This window comes from Fictibacillus enclensis, from assembly GCF_030123385.1.
GTDB lineage: Bacteria > Bacillota > Bacilli > Bacillales > Fictibacillaceae > Fictibacillus_C > Fictibacillus_C enclensis.
Window position 1 is genome coordinate 1988741 of record NZ_CP126109.1, and the last position, 15847, is coordinate 2004587.

Genomic DNA, 15847 nt, shown 5'->3' on the forward strand with positions numbered 1-15847 from the left:
CTTTTGCCTGCGACACGAAGCACACCGGATATTATTTTAATTGGCACCACCTTGCTTTTGTTATCTATAGGTATCGTAATGGTATACAGCGCCAGTGCGGACTGGGCTTTAGTAAAGTTCAATGATCCGTTCTTCTTTGCCAAACGGCAGTTGCTTTTTGCCGGGGTAGGGGTGGCTGCTATGTTTTTCATCATGAATGTGAATTATATGACCTGGCGCACCTGGGCCAAGATCCTTTTAATTATTTGTTTTGTCTTGCTCATTGGTGTGTTGATTCCCGGTGTGGGAATGGTGCGCGGAGGCGCAAGAAGCTGGATTGGCGTTGGCGCATTTTCCATTCAGCCTTCAGAATTTATGAAACTTGCAATGATCACTTTTTTGGCTAAATATCTGGCAGAACACCAGAAAAAGATTACATCCTTTAAGAAAGGGCTGATTCCAACTCTTGGACTCGTCATGATTGCTTTCGCCATGATCATGCTGCAGCCTGACCTCGGAACAGGCTCGGTGATGGTCGGTACGAGCATTGTCATGATTTTTGTAGCAGGAGCAAGAATCTCCCATTTTGTTGGCTTGGGATTTGTAGGGCTGGTTGGATTTGCCGGCCTGATTATCTCAGCTCCTTACCGCATTAAAAGGATCACGTCCTTTCTGGATCCATGGAGCGATGAACTGGGCAGCGGTTTTCAGATTATCCAGTCGCTTTATTCATTGGGACCGGGCGGTTTGATGGGGCTTGGACTCGGACAAAGCCGGCAGAAGTTTGGCTATTTGCCCGAGCCGCAGACTGATTTTATTTTTGCGATTCTATCAGAAGAATTAGGCTTCATCGGCGGGGCACTCGTCCTTCTTTTGTTCAGCATTTTGCTGTGGCGTGGTGTACGTATTGCTCTTGGGGCTCCGGATTTGTTCGGCAGTTTTTTGGCGATTGGGATCATCGGAATGGTTGCCATTCAGGTAATGATCAATATAGGGGTTGTTACAGGCTTGATACCAGTAACAGGGATTACGCTCCCGCTGATCAGCTATGGAGGATCGTCGTTGACATTGATGCTTGCCTCCATCGGTGTTTTGCTGAACATCAGTCGGTACGCCAAGCATTAAATGCAACAAGTAGTGCCGGAATTTTATGGACAAAGAAGTGAAACAGCTGCAGTTTCAGGGTCAACGGTGTTAGCGGCTATAACTTATTTGTCTTTCACATGCCCTGTCATTGTGATGACAGGGCTGTCTTGTTTTTATATACGGTAACGGAGGTGCTTTATGAGAATTGTATTGAGCGGCGGTGGTACAGGGGGACATATATATCCTGCACTTGCACTGGCCAAGGAAATTAAAAAAATTCATCCGGATGCGGAGATCTTATATATCGGCACGGAAAAAGGCTTGGAGAGCAAGCTTGTGCCCAGGGAGAACATCCCTTTTAATAGCATTCACATTACCGGCTTCAAGAGAAGCCTTTCAATGGAAAACGCCAAAACTGTGATGCGGTTTTTAAAAGGAGTTTCAAAGTGCAAGAAAATTATGAAGGAATTTAAGCCGGATGTGGTAGTAGGAACAGGGGGATATGTGTGCGGACCGGTTGTATATGCAGCAAGCAGTCTGAACATCCCTTCCTTGATCCACGAACAAAACAGTGTGCCGGGTCTTACGAATAAATTCTTGAGCCGTTATGTGAAGAAGATTGCGATTTCGTTCGAAGAGAGTGCATCATTCTTTCCACAGGAAAAGGTGGTATTTACCGGTAATCCTCGTGCATCTGAAGTGATGGGCACGGACGGCGCAAAAGGGAAACGTTCTTTAAACCTTGATCCCGGGAAAAAGACGGTATTGATTGTCGGAGGAAGCCGCGGGGCACGGCCGATCAACGAAGCCTTTCTTGATGTGCTCTCGGAAGCAGGCCAAAAAAGCTACCAGTTCGTTTATGTGACAGGAGATGTCCATTACGAAAATGTACTTAAAGCCGTGAACGAGTCAGGCAGTCCGGCGAACGTGACCATTGTTCCTTTCGTTCACAATATGCCGGAACTTCTTGCAGGGGTGGACCTGGTGGTGGCCCGTGCCGGCGCAACCTCCATCGCGGAATTGACGGCGCTCGGAATTCCTAGTATTTTAATACCGAGTCCTTATGTAACCAACAACCATCAGGAAAAGAATGCGCGTGCTCTGGAAAAAAATGGGGCAGCGGTTGTCGTGCTTGAAAAGGATATGAACGGTTCCCGTCTGCTTGAAGAAGTAGACCGTATTTTGGATAACCAGGAAAACTGGAGCCATATGCACCAGGCATCCAAAGAGCTTGGAATGCCACAGGCGGCAGCCAACGTGGTTAAACTTATGGAAAACATAAAACGCTAAAGCGTTGATATAAAAGAATATAGGGGGGATTTTTTTGACGACACTTGCAGAACAGCTGCGGGGCGAGAACTTGGGAAAAGTTCTGGAAAACGAACCGCTGAAACATCATACAACATTAAAAATCGGAGGACCTGCCGATCTGTTTTTTGAACCAAACAGCACAAATTCTCTGAAAAAAGCAATGAACTATATTAAGGATTCAGGCGTTCCTTTCCGGGCGATTGGGAGAGGATCTAACCTGCTCGTTTCCGATGAAGGAATCGAGGGAGTTGTCATTAAGCTCGGGGACGGGCTGGACGGACTTGAACGAAATGGGGATGAATTTACAGTTGGTGGCGGATATTCCATCGTAAAACTGGCAACTGTATTGTCCAGAGAGGGATACTCCGGTCTTGAATTTTCCGCAGGAATCCCTGGCTCAGTCGGTGGGGCGGTCTTCATGAATGCCGGTGCCCACGGCTCCGATATGTCAAAAATTCTGAAGAAAGCTCTCGTACTCTTGCCTGATGGAGATTTAAAGTGGTATACGAACGAAGAAATGAAATTTTCATACCGAACCTCCATCCTTCAAAAAACAGGAGGAATCTGTGTGGAAGCGGTGCTGGTATTGGAAAAAGGCGACCGTGAAACCATTATGGCAGAGCTGAAAAAGAACAAGGATTACCGCAGAAATACACAGCCTTGGAATTACCCTTGCTGTGGAAGTGTGTTTCGAAATCCGCTCCCTAATTATGCCGGCCAGCTGATCGAATCTTCGGGATTAAAAGGAACCTCAGTGGGAGGTGCACAAATCTCGGATATGCATGCCAACTTTATTGTGAACACAGGGGATGCTAAGGCCGCAGATGTGCTGGGGCTGATTTCTCTCATTAAGAAAAAAATCAAAGAGCTGCATAATATTGATATCGAAACCGAAGTGGAGATAATCGGCAGGAAAAGCTAAAAAATGCCACATTGAGCCCTTCGAATTATGTTATAATTTAATAGACTTGACTCAAACTGGATGTTGACCTTTGAAGAAGAAGAAGAACAGCTGACAAAACGCTGTTTTTCTTCCTCTTTCCATAAGAAGGAAAGTGTTCAGTTATTTGCATTTACATGGGGGAAGGACATGGACAAGCATAAGGTTGTGCCGATTGAAGACCGTATTCCCAAATTAAAGACACAGCGGAAACAAAAAACGAACAGAAGAATGGTTATTTACTTGTCCCTTTTCTTTTTGCTGATCATGATTTTTGTTTATTTTCAATCCAGTTTCAGTGATGTAAAAAAAATAACGGTAACCGGAAATGAAAATATTAGCGACGAGGCGATTATCAAGGCCGGAAAAATCGAACCCCATACCAGTTTCCTGAATCTTTCGGATAAAGATATCGAAAAAAATATTGGCAAACTGCAGGAAATTTCCTCTGTTGCAGTACATAAATCGTTTTATAATCATCTCCAAATTCAAGTGAAGGAATATCATAGAGTGGCTTACCTGGAGGAGAAAAGCAAATATTATCCTGTGTTGGAGAGCGGTAAAGCACTTGCTCCCATGGGTAAGAAATTCATGCCTGTAAACGCACCGATCATTGCGGACTGGAAGGATAAAGGCCAGCTGAAATCAATGGCAAAGGAGCTGGCAAAACTATCACAGGGGGTCGCACACCGTATTTCCGAGATTCATTTGGACAGCAAGGATAAGGCTGGCAAAAAAGTCATTTTATACATGACGGATGGCTACGTGGTCCGTTCTTCCATCAGCCATTTCTCACGAAAAATGGAGGAATACCCTTCGATTGTCCAGCAGCTTGGCCCGCATCGGAAAGGGGTCATCAATATGGATATTAGTACGTACTTCCGCGAATACGGCGATGAGGAGGCACCGAAAGAGTGAGACCGACTGGCAAGTACGTTTTTTTTTCGATCATCATGCTCGTGACCGGCTTTTTTTTATCGTATTCTTACCAGACGACGAAGAAAGAAGCGGGTACACATGAGACCAGCAGCGAGTGGAAACAGGAAGACAGCTTACGCAGTGAAATCTTGAAAACCCAGAAAACGAACAGAGAGTTAAACAATGAATTAAAAAAAATCCAGCTTCAGATTCAAAACCGGGAAAACAAATTGGCCGATCAGGAGAAAAAATCGTTTAACCTTGTGGAGGATTTGAAGAAACTGAGAGAAGTAACCGGCGGAATAAAAGTTAAAGGTCCTGGAATTGAAGTGACCTTATCGGATGCTTCCTATGTTCCGGAAGGAGAAAATCCAAACAATTATATCGTTCATGAAGAACATATTCGAAGCGTCATTTATGAAATGCTCGTGTCTGGTGCCGAAGCGGTAGCGGTCAACGGGCAGAGAATATCCCATACCAGCTATATCAGCTGCATCGGACCTGTAGTCAGTGTGGACGGAAACCAGTATCCGGCACCGTTTACGATTACGGCGATTGGCGACAAAACTGTCCTTGAAAAATCCCTGAACCTTTCTGTCGTCAATGAGCTGGTCAATGATGGGGTAGAGGTTCGAATCGCAAAGAAGGATGAAATTACAATGGATCCTTATTTAAGCAAAGAAGGATGAGTAAATTGAACAGAAAAAGAAGGGCAGTGTTTTCTGGTGTTGCCTGTGTGCTCGGCCTGATGCTTGCTGTTCAGTTTCAGACAACCAACAATCCGGTCACACGGGACACCAGAGACACCTGGGAGCTTCGTGCGGATTTGGAAAAGGAAAAACAGCGGCAGCAGGATTTGAATAATGAAATCAAGAAATACCAGGCCCTGCTCGACAATTATGAGCAATCACGGAAGAAAGAAAAAATAGAGGCCATGCAAAAAGCCCTCGATGATTTAAAAGAAGAAGCAGGTTTGACAGAAGTGAGCGGACAAGGAATTGTAATCACCATCGAACCCTTTAATGAGGGTGAAATGCCTAAAGTGTATCCAGAATTAATCAGAAGGTTAATCAATGAGTTGAACAGATATGATGCTAGAGATATTTCAGTCGATGGACAGCGGATCATCACGACCACGCCCATCCGGGAGGTAAATGGGGAAACGTATATTAACAACCAGCCCATTTCATCCTTCCCAATTGAGATAAAAGTGCTGTCCGATGATGCACAGAAACTTCAGAATAAGATTATTGCCTCAGAATCTGCCGAAGACTTTGTTAGGGAAAACCTCTATATTGATTCAAAGCCTGAAAACCAGCTGACACTGCCCGCTTATGACAAACCCATTCGTGTGAAATACATGAAGCAGGCAAAGGAGGAATTGTAAATGTGGCTGCCGGTCTTGGCTTTAATCATTGGTTTGGTTTTGGGGTTTTTATCAGAGATACGTATTCCCCTCGAATATTCCAATTACCTGTCCATTGCAGTACTGGCAGCCCTGGACACATTGTTCGGCGGTATCCGTGCCCATTTGCAGGGGAACTTTGAAGATAAAGTATTTATCAGCGGATTTTTCTTCAATATTTTGCTTGCTGCCGCACTGGCTTATCTTGGTGTGCATCTTGGAATTGATTTATATTTAGCTGCTATATTTGCATTTGGCGTGAGATTGTTTAATAATATAGCTGTCATTCGGCGGCTTGTTATTTCGAAATGGAGCGATTCAAGAAAAAAGAGTTAACTTTTCTTAAAAACTTAAGAAAAAAAAGAGGGAATATTCCTTGTTTGTGGAATTTATTTCTTAATTAACCCACTCGTATACCGATATAATTACATAACGGATAAACGAATAGTGTATAACGGACATTTTAAACTTAGGGAGGTGCCAAAGAATGAACAGCAATGAGATTTATGTTAGTTTAGACATCGGTACATCCAATATTAAAGTTATCATTGGAGAAATGACCAGTGAATCCTTTAATGTAATTGGTGTAGGTCACTCAAAATCAGCAGGAATAAAAAAGGGATCTATTGTTGATATCGATGAAACAGTTCGTTCCATAAAAAAAGCGGTAGATCAAGCAGAGCGAATGCTTGGTATACCGATTAATGCAGTAATAGTAGGTGTAAAAGGAAACCACATCCAGCTTCAGCCATGCCATGGTGTTGTCGCCGTTTCCAGCGAGGACCGGGAGATCGGAGATGAAGACATTGCACGTGTGATTGATGCAGCGCAAGTGGTTTCAATTCCTCCTGAACGGGAAATTATTGATGTCATACCTGGGCAGTTTATTGTAGATGGTACAGATGAAATTATTGATCCACGCGGAATGCTTGGAGTCAGGCTTGAAATGGAAGGTACAATTGTAACAGGATCCAAGACCATATTACATAATTTATTAAGGTGTGTGGAAAGAGCCGGGTTGCAGGTGGCGGATATCTGCCTTGAACCGCTGGCGACTGCATCCATTGCCCTGACACGAGATGAAATGGATTTGGGTACGGCGTTAATTGATATCGGAGGCGGTTCCACTACGGTCTCGGTCTTCGATCAAGGCACCATGCAGATGACCACTGTCCTTCCTTTTGGCGGCGAATTCATTTCCAAAGATATTTCGATCGGCCTCAGGACGACGGCAGAAGATGCAGAAAAAATCAAACTGAAACATGGACATGCATTTGTGGACCATGCGTCCAAGGATGAAACGTTTTCAGTAGCTCAAATCGGATCATCATCAGAACAGGAAATCAGCCAGTATGATTTGGCTTTAATTATTGAAGCACGTATCGCTGAAATGCTTGAATTGGCGGATGAAGAGCTGATTCGGCAAGGTTATGGCGATCTTCCGGGAGGATTTGTTATCACCGGAGGCGTAGCAGCCATGCCTGGCCTGCTTGAGCTGGCACAGGAAATCTTCCAGAATAATGTCAGAGTTTCCTTGCCGGATTATATTGGGGTGAGAGAGCCGCAATATACTACAGGAATCGGTCTCATACAGTTTACGTACCGAAATATTAAGGTACAGGGTAAAGAGGTCGCTTCTGCTCTTACAGAAGGTGCAGAAATCCAGCAGCACCGCAAGAAACAGCCACAGCCCGCCAAGCAAAGCGAAAAAGCTGGAGGCGGCATGAAATCCAAAGTGAAAAACTGGTTTGGTTTATTTTTCGAATAAGAGACAGGGTTAACTAGTCATTAGGAGGAACGCTCATGTTAGAGTTTGATATGAACATGGATTCATTAGCGACAATTAAAGTAATCGGAGTTGGCGGCGGCGGAAGCAACGCTGTTAACCGTATGATTGAGCATGGAGTACAGGGTGTAGAATTTATTTGCGTCAATACGGACGCACAGGCGCTTAATCTTTCTAAAGCTCAGATCAAAATGCAAATCGGTTCCAAATTGACAAGAGGATTGGGAGCCGGGGCAAATCCTGACATCGGGAAAAAAGCGGCGGAAGAGAGCAGGGAACAGGTTGAAGAGGCCTTGCGTGGAGCCGATATGGTCTTTGTTACAGCAGGAATGGGAGGCGGAACCGGAACAGGCGCAGCTCCGGTTATTGCTGAAATCGCCAAGGAAATGGGCGCATTGACGGTAGGCGTAGTAACACGCCCGTTTACTTTTGAAGGACGCAAGCGTTCCACTCAAGCCATTGGGGGAATCAGCGTTTTTAAAGAAAAAGTAGATACATTGATTGTGATTCCAAATGACAGATTGCTAGAGATTGTGGATAAAAACACACCGATGCTTGAAGCATTTCGTGAAGCAGATAATGTATTGCGCCAAGGTGTTCAGGGGATTTCCGACCTGATTGCCGTTCCTGGACTAATCAACCTTGACTTTGCCGATGTTAAAACCATCATGACGGAAAAAGGTTCCGCACTGATGGGTATCGGGATTGCGACAGGTGAAAATCGTGCAGCTGAAGCGGCGCGTAAAGCCATTTCTTCACCATTGCTTGAGACATCGATCGACGGTGCAAAAGGCGTGCTGATGAATATTACTGGCGGGGCGAACCTCAGCCTTTATGAAGTCAACGAAGCGGCGGATATTGTTTCTACAGCATCCGATCCTGAAGTCAACATGATCTTTGGTTCAGTGATTAACGAGGATTTAAAAGATGAGATCCTGGTTACGGTAATTGCTACCGGATTTGATGAAAGAGAAAACATGCAGGCTATGCAGGCACAGGCTCAACGCCCTAAATTTCAGCAGCAGCCTCCGAAAGCACCGGCAAGCCAGAACGGCCAGCGCGAGGAAGTAACTAACGAAAGCAGACAGGCTCCGCCTTCCCAGCATGAAGCGGACACGCTTGATATTCCTACATTCCTGCGCAACCGTAACCGAAATCGCAGAAGATAACAGGCAAGAGAACGATTAAAGAACACCTTACTCCATGAGTAAGGTGTTTTTTTGCTGTTATGAATAAAAAAATTGTGACAAAATCTCTTAAAATTACAAGAAATCTTGTCTCATGAATTGACAGACTTCCTGTTATGCCTGTTTTATACTAGGTTCATCTCATAGGAAAGGAGAAAACAAATGGCACTATACCTCGATGTCATTTGGTTTCTTAATTTTTGCATTGATTTTCTGCTGATTGTTCTTACTGGGATGGTGTTAAAACGAAAAATGCAAAAATGGAGACTGATTACAGGTTCCTTGATCGGTTCTTTGTATGTATTGCTGCTTTTCGTTCCAAGTGAAATCAGCATGTACCATCCATTGATTAAATTTGGTTTTTCGCTCCTCATCATGGCCGTTTCATTCGGGTTTCAAAAGTTCTCATACTTTTTTAAAAATGTTGCCATGTTTTACTTTGTAAGCTTTGTAACCGGAGGGGGATTGTTTGCCGCACATTATTTTTTGCAGAGTGATTTATCCATTATGCATGGGATGCTGGCCACGAAGGGGACTGGAATGGGGGACGTGCTAAGCTGGACGTTTGTCTGCATTGGATTTCCGGCAGTCTGGTTGTTTTCAAAAAAGAGGGTTGATGATATCAAGGTACAAAAACTCCATTATACCGAATTGGTCCAGGTGGAGATTCGCATGGATGACACCACCATACATGCGACAGGCCTGATCGACAGCGGAAATAAACTTCATGACCCGATCACCAAGGTCCCTGTCATGATTCTGGATATGAATCAGCATGATAAGCACTTTCCAGAGGAAATCATTTCTTTCTCAAAGGATATTCATGCATTTCCTGACGGTGAAGCCTGTGCCCATCCTTGGGAAGCCCGGTTGAGAATTGTTCCGTTTCGTGCGGTGGGGAAAGACAATGAATTTCTTCCGGCCATAAAGCCTGATGAAGTGAGGATCAACAGTAGAGCAGGAGAGTTTTCATGCACAAAAGTGCTGATTGGCCTTAGCTATACAAGCCTGTCCAGTGAGAACAATTTCAGTTGTATTGTTCATCCTGAGGTGATGTCAAACGGAATGGAACAAATTGCTGCATCATAGAGCAGTCATGGTGGACAAACGCTTACGATTTTAGGGAGAAGGGAGAAGAGCAACATGAAAAAAATACGGCTGAGACTGACACTATTGTGGTACAAACTGTTAATGAAACTGGGGATCAAAACAGAGGAAATCCACTATATTGGCGGCCACGAGGCACTTCCGCCGCCACTTAGCAAGGAAGAAGAAGCCGTTCTGCTGGAAAAGCTGCCTACTGGGGATAAAGCAGCAAAATCCTTGCTGATTGAGCGGAATTTACGGTTGGTGGTTTATATTGCAAGAAAGTTTGAAAATACAGGAATCAACATTGAAGATTTGATCAGCATAGGGACCATCGGTTTGATCAAAGCCGTCAACACGTTTAATCCCGAGAAAAAAATAAAACTGGCTACATATGCATCCCGATGCATAGAAAATGAAATTCTGATGTATTTGCGCAGAAACAATAAAACGAGGTCTGAAGTGTCATTTGATGAACCTCTGAATGTAGACTGGGACGGAAACGAGCTGTTGCTGTCCGATGTGCTTGGCACGGAAGAGGATATTATTACGAGGAGACTAGAGGCCAATGTGGATCGCAAATTGCTGCTAAAAGCCTTGTTTACTCTGAATGACCGGGAAAAACAGATCATGGAGCTCCGGTTTGGGCTTTCCGGAGGAGAAGAAAAAACTCAAAAAGACGTCGCCGATATGCTCGGAATTTCGCAATCCTATATTTCCAGACTGGAAAAGCGGATCATCAAACGGCTTCAAAAGGAATTTAACAAAATGGTTTAAAAAGGGGCAGCCGCCTCTTTTTTTATTTTGAAATATATTTCCATATTGATCCGCCTTACAGATACATGAATTGCTGCTGTTTTTTTAACTGGAGGCGATGCAGTGCCGCTGCATAAAAATTCCTGCCGGGGAGATACTGATTTTGACTTAAAAACTCCCGGTAGGAGGGAAATCCATTGACCCGAAACAAAGTAGAGATCTGCGGAGTGGACACATCCAAACTTCCAGTATTAAAGAACCCCGAGATGCGTGAACTGTTCACCAAGATGCAGAATGGGGATCCTACTGCCCGCGAAACGCTTGTAAACGGCAACCTTCGCTTAGTGTTGAGCGTTATACAGCGATTTAACAACCGCGGGGAGTTTGTAGACGATTTGTTCCAGGTAGGATGCATCGGCCTCATGAAATCCATTGATAATTTTGACCTTGGACAGAATGTAAAGTTCTCCACTTACGCTGTTCCAATGATCATCGGAGAAATTCGCAGATATTTGCGGGATAACAATCCCATTCGGGTATCCCGTTCACTTCGTGATATTGCTTATAAAGCATTGCAGGTAAGGGATCAGTTAATGAACAAGCTTTCCAGGGAACCAACAGCACAGCAGATCGCCGAGGTGCTTGATGTGCCGAAGGAGGAAGTGGTTTTTGCCCTGGATGCCATCCAGGATCCCGTTTCCCTTTTCGAACCGATCTATAATGATGGCGGAGATCCGATTTATGTAATGGATCAGATTTCTGATGATAAAGCGAAAGACTTTCAATGGATTGAGGAAATCGCACTGAAAGAGGCCATGCGCCGGCTGAATGAACGTGAAAAAATGATTCTGACCATGAGATTCTTCCAGGGCAAGACACAAATGGAAGTAGCAGATGAGATTGGAATCTCCCAAGCTCAGGTATCAAGGCTTGAAAAAGCGGCCATCTCTCAAATGAACAAAAATATTCAAAGCAGTTAATCGCAGCCCGCTTATACAAGCGGGCTGTTTGTTGTACATGAAAAGGACTGCGCGCTCATATAGTGGTAACAGAAGGGCGGGGATATCATGATCAAAATTTCTGATTTTCAGGTCAAAGACGTTGTGAACATGTCAAACGGCAAAAAGCTTGGACACATTGCAGACTTGGAAATAAATTTAAATACAGGCAAAATAGAAGCACTGATCATCCCGGGGCCGGGAAAGATGCTAGGCTTTTTCGCAAGGGAGAGCGACATTGTCATTCCTTGGCGAAATATCGTGAAGATTGGAACAGATGTCATACTTGTTCGCTATATGGATGCCCAGGAAGCGACAGAGTATATTAAAGAGCCTTTTGACCAGCTGAAAAAATAAATAGCATTATACGCACATGGCCGTTCTGTGATAAAATAAATAGCATAATAACCCAATATTCCTTGTAAAAGGAGAAAATTTTCAGAAGGAAGTGTGTGTGTTGAAAGCTGAACCATTTGTACAGCAAGATAGCTTGTTCAAACTGGATGACTGGATGAGTCAGCTGCCCGGTTTAACAGCAGGAATTACATCACGGCATGATGGTTTTAGCCAGACTCCGTATTCCTCCCTGAATATGGGGTTCCATGTTGGAGACGATCCATCAAATGTTCTGAAAAACCGACAAAGCGCGAGTAAGGCCATTCATGTCCCGCTAGAGTGTTGGGTGGGGACAGAACAGGTTCATGATTCGGTGATCCAAAAAGTGACCAAAAAGGATATCGGAAAAGGCGCAAAAGACTTGGAAAGCGCAATAAAAGGCACCGATGGAATATATACAGCAGAACAAGACGTGCTATTAACTTCCTTATACGCCGACTGTGTGCCGCTTTTCTTTATGAGTCCCTCCCGACAGCTTGTCGGTCTTGCTCATGCAGGCTGGAAAGGTACAGTAGGGAGAATCGGGGCTAAAATGGTTGATTTATGGGTAAAGAATGAAGGGGTTCCGTCTGATGACATTTTTGCTGCAATGGGCCCATCCATTGGCAGCTGCTGTTACGAGGTAGATGATTATGTGATGGAAAGAGTGCAGCAAGTCCTGCCAAAAGACAAGGTGGCACTTGTCTATGAGTCAAATGGTGCTGGTCATTACATGCTCAATCTCAGGGAAGTCAACAAGCAAATCCTGATTCAGTCCGGAATTCATGAAAGCAGAATCATCGAAACTTCCTATTGTACGAGCTGCAGCAACCATCACTTCTTTTCCCACCGCAGGGAAAATGGAAAAGCAGGCAGAATCATGAGCTACATCGGTCGTTTGAAAGGAGCAGAAAGTGAATATCCAGCAGAATCTGTCAGTCATTCAAAACAATATATCTGAAGCTTGCAAGAAAAAAAACAGAAATCCACAGGACGTTAAAATCATTGCAGTTACGAAATATGTGAGTACAGAAACAGCACAGGAGGCAGTCTCCTCCGGAGTGGAACACATTGGTGAAAACCGCCAGGAAGGGCTTTTGGAAAAGCATAATGCCCTCGGCAGAGATGCCACCTGGCACTTTATCGGTTCACTTCAGTCCAGAAAGGTGAAGGAAATCCTTCCGTATGTCGATTATATCCATTCCCTGGACAGGCTTTCCCTGGCCAAGGAAATTGAAAAAAGAGCAGACCGGACCATTAACTGTTTTATTCAGGTTAATGTATCCAAAGAAGAATCAAAACACGGATTGCCGGCTGAAGATATTGTCAGTTTTGTCGATAAAATAAAAGAGTATCCTCACATCCGGATTGTCGGGCTGATGACCATGGCGCCGCATACCGGAGATGAAGAGATCCTTCGTTCTGTATTCTCAACACTTAAACAGCTGCAGCAGGACATCCAGTCAAAGCAATACGAGCATGCGCCATGCACGGAATTATCCATGGGAATGTCCAATGATTACGAAATAGCTGTCCAGGAAGGAGCAACCTTCGTCAGAATTGGGACCAGCCTGGTCGGCAAAGAATTTTAGGAGGTGCCAATCCATGAGTATAAAAAACAAATTCAAGCGGTTCTTTGATCTTGAAGAAGACGAATATGTATATGAAGAGGTTGTAGAAGAAAACGGGGCGGAAATGGAAGAAGGTGAAACCATGCCTGCCCACAGCAAAAAAAACAAGCAGAATGTTGTCAGTCTGCAAAGTGTTCACCAGCAGTCCAAGGTGGTGCTGCTTGAGCCGAGAGTATATGCCGAGGCGCAGGATATTGCAGATCAGCTGAAAAACAGGCGTGCGGTTGTTATGAACCTGCAGCGCATTCCCCATGACCAGGCGAAGCGGATCGTTGACTTTTTAAGTGGGACCGTGTACGCCATTGGAGGAGACATTCAAAAGTTAGGTCCGAATACATTTCTATGCACACCGGAAAACGTAGATGTATCCGGCTCGATTTCAGAAATGCTTGAAGGCGAATAAAAAGAACGAGGACGGTGGCATTTATTGGTTGTTTACCAGATTGGAAATTTAATTACTGAACTTATCGGCATCTATCGGTATGTTATTATCGCGTACATATTAATGTCCTGGTTCCCGAGCGCAAGGGAATCATCGATCGGACAATTCATAGCAAGAATTGTAGAACCCTATCTGGCTCCCTTCAGAAGGATCATTCCGCCGCTTGGCATGATCGACATTTCGCCGATTGTGGCCTTATTCGCGTTAACGTTTGCCTCTGCCGGTGTTCGAATTGTATTTAATTGGATCGCCCAGTCCGTTTATTAAAGGCAGCGTGGAAAAATGAGTATATATCAACATTTTCGCAAAGAAGAATATCCTTTTATTGATCAGGTATTGCAATGGAAAGATGAAGCTGAGGAGCGGTATTCGGTCAAGCTGACGGATTTTCTTGATCCGAGGGAGCAGGATATCGCCCAAAGCATCATCGGGAAGGATTCAGAAGCCTCTCTTTCGTTTTGGGGAGGCTCTTCTTTTTCAGAGAGAAAAAGAGCCCTCATCTATCCTTCCTATTTCCAGCCCGAGCCCAAAGATTTTGAGGTGTCGATCCTGGAAGTCCGCTATCCATCCAAATTCGTCAGCATTGAACACCGTGATGTTCTTGGTTCTCTCATGAACCTCGGAATCAAGCGGGGAAAATTTGGTGACATCATCCAAAATGGGGACAAGCTCCAGCTCATTGCAGCGGAAGAAATCAGTGATTATGTACTGCTGAATGTGGATCGCATCGGCAAAGCGGGCGTAAAGCTTGAAAGAGTTTCAGAAGGCGATTTGATGAAATCAACAGAGTCTTATGAAATAAGGGAGGGCACCGTATCGTCCCTCAGGCTTGATGTTGTCTTGTCGGAAATCTACAATCTGTCCCGTTCCAAAGTTAACCCGCTCATTCAGAGTTCTAAAGTAAAAGTGAACTGGCGATTGACCGAAGAGGTGTCTTTCCCGGTCGAAGCGGGTGACTATTTATCTGTGAGAGGATTTGGGCGCAGCAAGCTTATGGCCATCGAAGGAAAAACAAAAAAAGATAAATGGCGTATTCAATATGGAATTTTACAATAATTTATTCCCAATAGAAGGAATGGCATTGCGATTGTCGAAACTAGGTAGGTAAGAGAAAGCATCATTAGTGGAGGTGGCTTAAATGCCTTTAACACCGTTGGATATACACAATAAAGAGTTTACAAGGGGATTTCGCGGATATAATGAAGATGAGGTAAATGATTTTCTTGATCAGGTGATTAAGGATTATGAGCTCGTGATCCGTGAGAAAAGACACCTTGAAGAGACAGTCGAAAAATTGGAAGAGAAGCTTTCCTATTTTAAAAATATCGAAGAGACACTCAACAAATCCATTCTGGTTGCTCAGGAAACAGGCGAGGAAGTTAAGCGAAGTGCGACCAAGGAAGCCAGGCTGATTGTAAAGGAAGCGGAAAAGAACGCGGACCGCATCATCAATGAATCTCTGGCAAAATCCAGAAAAGTCGCCATGGAAATTGAAGAATTGAAAAAACAGTCTTCGGTCTACCGTACACGGTTTCGCATGCTGATTGAAGCACAGCTGGAAATGCTGAAGAATGAGGACTGGGATGCCCTTCAGCCGGCTGACCCGGCGGAAGAATATGAACTGGAGATGAAGTAGAACGCTTGACGTTTAAGCTTCCTGCGCATATAATTTTTAAAAGATTATCATATAGAGCAAACGATGAAGGGGAAAGTACGAACAGCACCCATTTTGAAGAAAGCGAGCCGGTGATGGTGGAAGACCGGTAAATGGCCTGTACAGAAGATCACCCCGGAGTTTCCAAGCTGAACGGATTAAAGTAAGCCTGGCGTTACTTCACGATACGACGACAAAGCGGGTTTTCAATATGGTTTGAAAACCTATTAGGGTGGTACCGCGGGTGGCCTTCTCGTCCCTTTATGTGACGAGAAGGCCTTTTTGTATGCTTG

At 44.4% G+C, this 15847-nt stretch carries 19 protein-coding genes and 1 other annotated feature; all 19 genes read left to right on the forward strand.

The features are described 5' to 3' along the window. The first annotated feature begins 3 nt into the window (after nucleotides 1–3). A complete protein-coding gene (gene spoVE / locus QNH15_RS10655; protein ID WP_061969264.1) occupies nucleotides 4–1104 on the forward strand; it encodes a stage V sporulation protein E in 1101 nt (366 codons plus the stop codon). 159 nt (nucleotides 1105–1263) lie between these two features. Then, complete coding sequence (gene murG, locus QNH15_RS10660; protein WP_061969266.1) at nucleotides 1264–2355, forward strand: undecaprenyldiphospho-muramoylpentapeptide beta-N-acetylglucosaminyltransferase; 1092 nt, start codon at nucleotides 1264–1266, stop codon at nucleotides 2353–2355. 34 nt (nucleotides 2356–2389) lie between these two features. After that, nucleotides 2390–3298 carry a UDP-N-acetylmuramate dehydrogenase gene (gene murB, locus QNH15_RS10665; RefSeq protein ID WP_283894588.1) on the forward strand — a complete coding sequence of 303 codons (909 nt, stop codon included), beginning with the start codon at nucleotides 2390–2392 and terminating at the stop codon, nucleotides 3296–3298. A gap of 168 nt (nucleotides 3299–3466) precedes the next feature. Next, a complete protein-coding gene (locus tag QNH15_RS10670) occupies nucleotides 3467–4234 on the forward strand; it encodes a cell division protein FtsQ/DivIB (protein WP_164988868.1) in 768 nt (255 codons plus the stop codon). Then, complete coding sequence (locus tag QNH15_RS10675; protein WP_241840472.1) at nucleotides 4231–4923, forward strand: DUF881 domain-containing protein; 693 nt, start codon at nucleotides 4231–4233, stop codon at nucleotides 4921–4923. Before QNH15_RS10670 ends, QNH15_RS10675 begins: the two co-directional genes overlap by 4 nt. A gap of 5 nt (nucleotides 4924–4928) precedes the next feature. Then, nucleotides 4929–5621, forward strand: a complete 693-nt coding sequence (locus QNH15_RS10680) for a DUF881 domain-containing protein (protein WP_283894590.1) — start codon at nucleotides 4929–4931, stop codon at nucleotides 5619–5621. Further along, the gene (locus tag QNH15_RS10685) at nucleotides 5622–5975 is read left to right on the forward strand and encodes a small basic family protein (protein WP_061969271.1); all 354 of its coding nucleotides are present in this window, start codon (nucleotides 5622–5624) and stop codon (nucleotides 5973–5975) included. Nucleotides 5976–6126: 151 nt separating this feature from the next. Continuing rightward, nucleotides 6127–7407, forward strand: a complete 1281-nt coding sequence (gene ftsA, locus QNH15_RS10690; RefSeq protein ID WP_061969273.1) for a cell division protein FtsA — start codon at nucleotides 6127–6129, stop codon at nucleotides 7405–7407. A 35-nt stretch (nucleotides 7408–7442) separates the two neighbouring features. Continuing rightward, entirely contained in the window at nucleotides 7443–8594 is a 1152-nt protein-coding gene (ftsZ, locus tag QNH15_RS10695) for a cell division protein FtsZ (RefSeq protein WP_283894593.1), read from the forward strand. A gap of 180 nt (nucleotides 8595–8774) precedes the next feature. Further along, nucleotides 8775–9701 carry a sigma-E processing peptidase SpoIIGA gene (gene spoIIGA / locus QNH15_RS10700; protein WP_283894595.1) on the forward strand — a complete coding sequence of 309 codons (927 nt, stop codon included), beginning with the start codon at nucleotides 8775–8777 and terminating at the stop codon, nucleotides 9699–9701. Between the two features lie 54 nt (nucleotides 9702–9755). After that, complete coding sequence (sigE, locus tag QNH15_RS10705; protein ID WP_061969279.1) at nucleotides 9756–10475, forward strand: RNA polymerase sporulation sigma factor SigE; 720 nt, start codon at nucleotides 9756–9758, stop codon at nucleotides 10473–10475. A 176-nt stretch (nucleotides 10476–10651) separates the two neighbouring features. Beyond that, nucleotides 10652–11434 carry an RNA polymerase sporulation sigma factor SigG gene (sigG, locus tag QNH15_RS10710; protein WP_061969281.1) on the forward strand — a complete coding sequence of 261 codons (783 nt, stop codon included), beginning with the start codon at nucleotides 10652–10654 and terminating at the stop codon, nucleotides 11432–11434. An 87-nt stretch (nucleotides 11435–11521) separates the two neighbouring features. Next, nucleotides 11522–11809, forward strand: coding sequence for a YlmC/YmxH family sporulation protein (locus QNH15_RS10715; RefSeq protein ID WP_061969283.1), 288 nt, complete (start codon nucleotides 11522–11524; stop codon nucleotides 11807–11809). Between the two features lie 100 nt (nucleotides 11810–11909). Then, nucleotides 11910–12788 carry a peptidoglycan editing factor PgeF gene (gene pgeF / locus QNH15_RS10720; protein WP_283894598.1) on the forward strand — a complete coding sequence of 293 codons (879 nt, stop codon included), beginning with the start codon at nucleotides 11910–11912 and terminating at the stop codon, nucleotides 12786–12788. Beyond that, nucleotides 12742–13419, forward strand: coding sequence for a YggS family pyridoxal phosphate-dependent enzyme (locus tag QNH15_RS10725; protein WP_283894599.1), 678 nt, complete (start codon nucleotides 12742–12744; stop codon nucleotides 13417–13419). Before pgeF ends, QNH15_RS10725 begins: the two co-directional genes overlap by 47 nt. Before the next feature lie 13 nt (nucleotides 13420–13432). Beyond that, complete coding sequence (locus QNH15_RS10730) at nucleotides 13433–13861, forward strand: cell division protein SepF (protein WP_090233172.1); 429 nt, start codon at nucleotides 13433–13435, stop codon at nucleotides 13859–13861. Between the two features lie 24 nt (nucleotides 13862–13885). After that, complete coding sequence (locus tag QNH15_RS10735; RefSeq protein WP_061969288.1) at nucleotides 13886–14167, forward strand: YggT family protein; 282 nt, start codon at nucleotides 13886–13888, stop codon at nucleotides 14165–14167. 15 nt (nucleotides 14168–14182) lie between these two features. Then, complete coding sequence (locus tag QNH15_RS10740) at nucleotides 14183–14956, forward strand: YlmH family RNA-binding protein (RefSeq protein WP_283894601.1); 774 nt, start codon at nucleotides 14183–14185, stop codon at nucleotides 14954–14956. An 82-nt stretch (nucleotides 14957–15038) separates the two neighbouring features. Then, nucleotides 15039–15536 (forward strand): DivIVA domain-containing protein, encoded by a 498-nt coding sequence (locus QNH15_RS10745; protein ID WP_283894602.1) that lies wholly within the window; start codon nucleotides 15039–15041, stop codon nucleotides 15534–15536. Nucleotides 15537–15590: 54 nt separating this feature from the next. Continuing rightward, nucleotides 15591–15818: a binding site (T-box leader), on the forward strand. Nucleotides 15819–15847 lie beyond the last annotated feature (29 nt).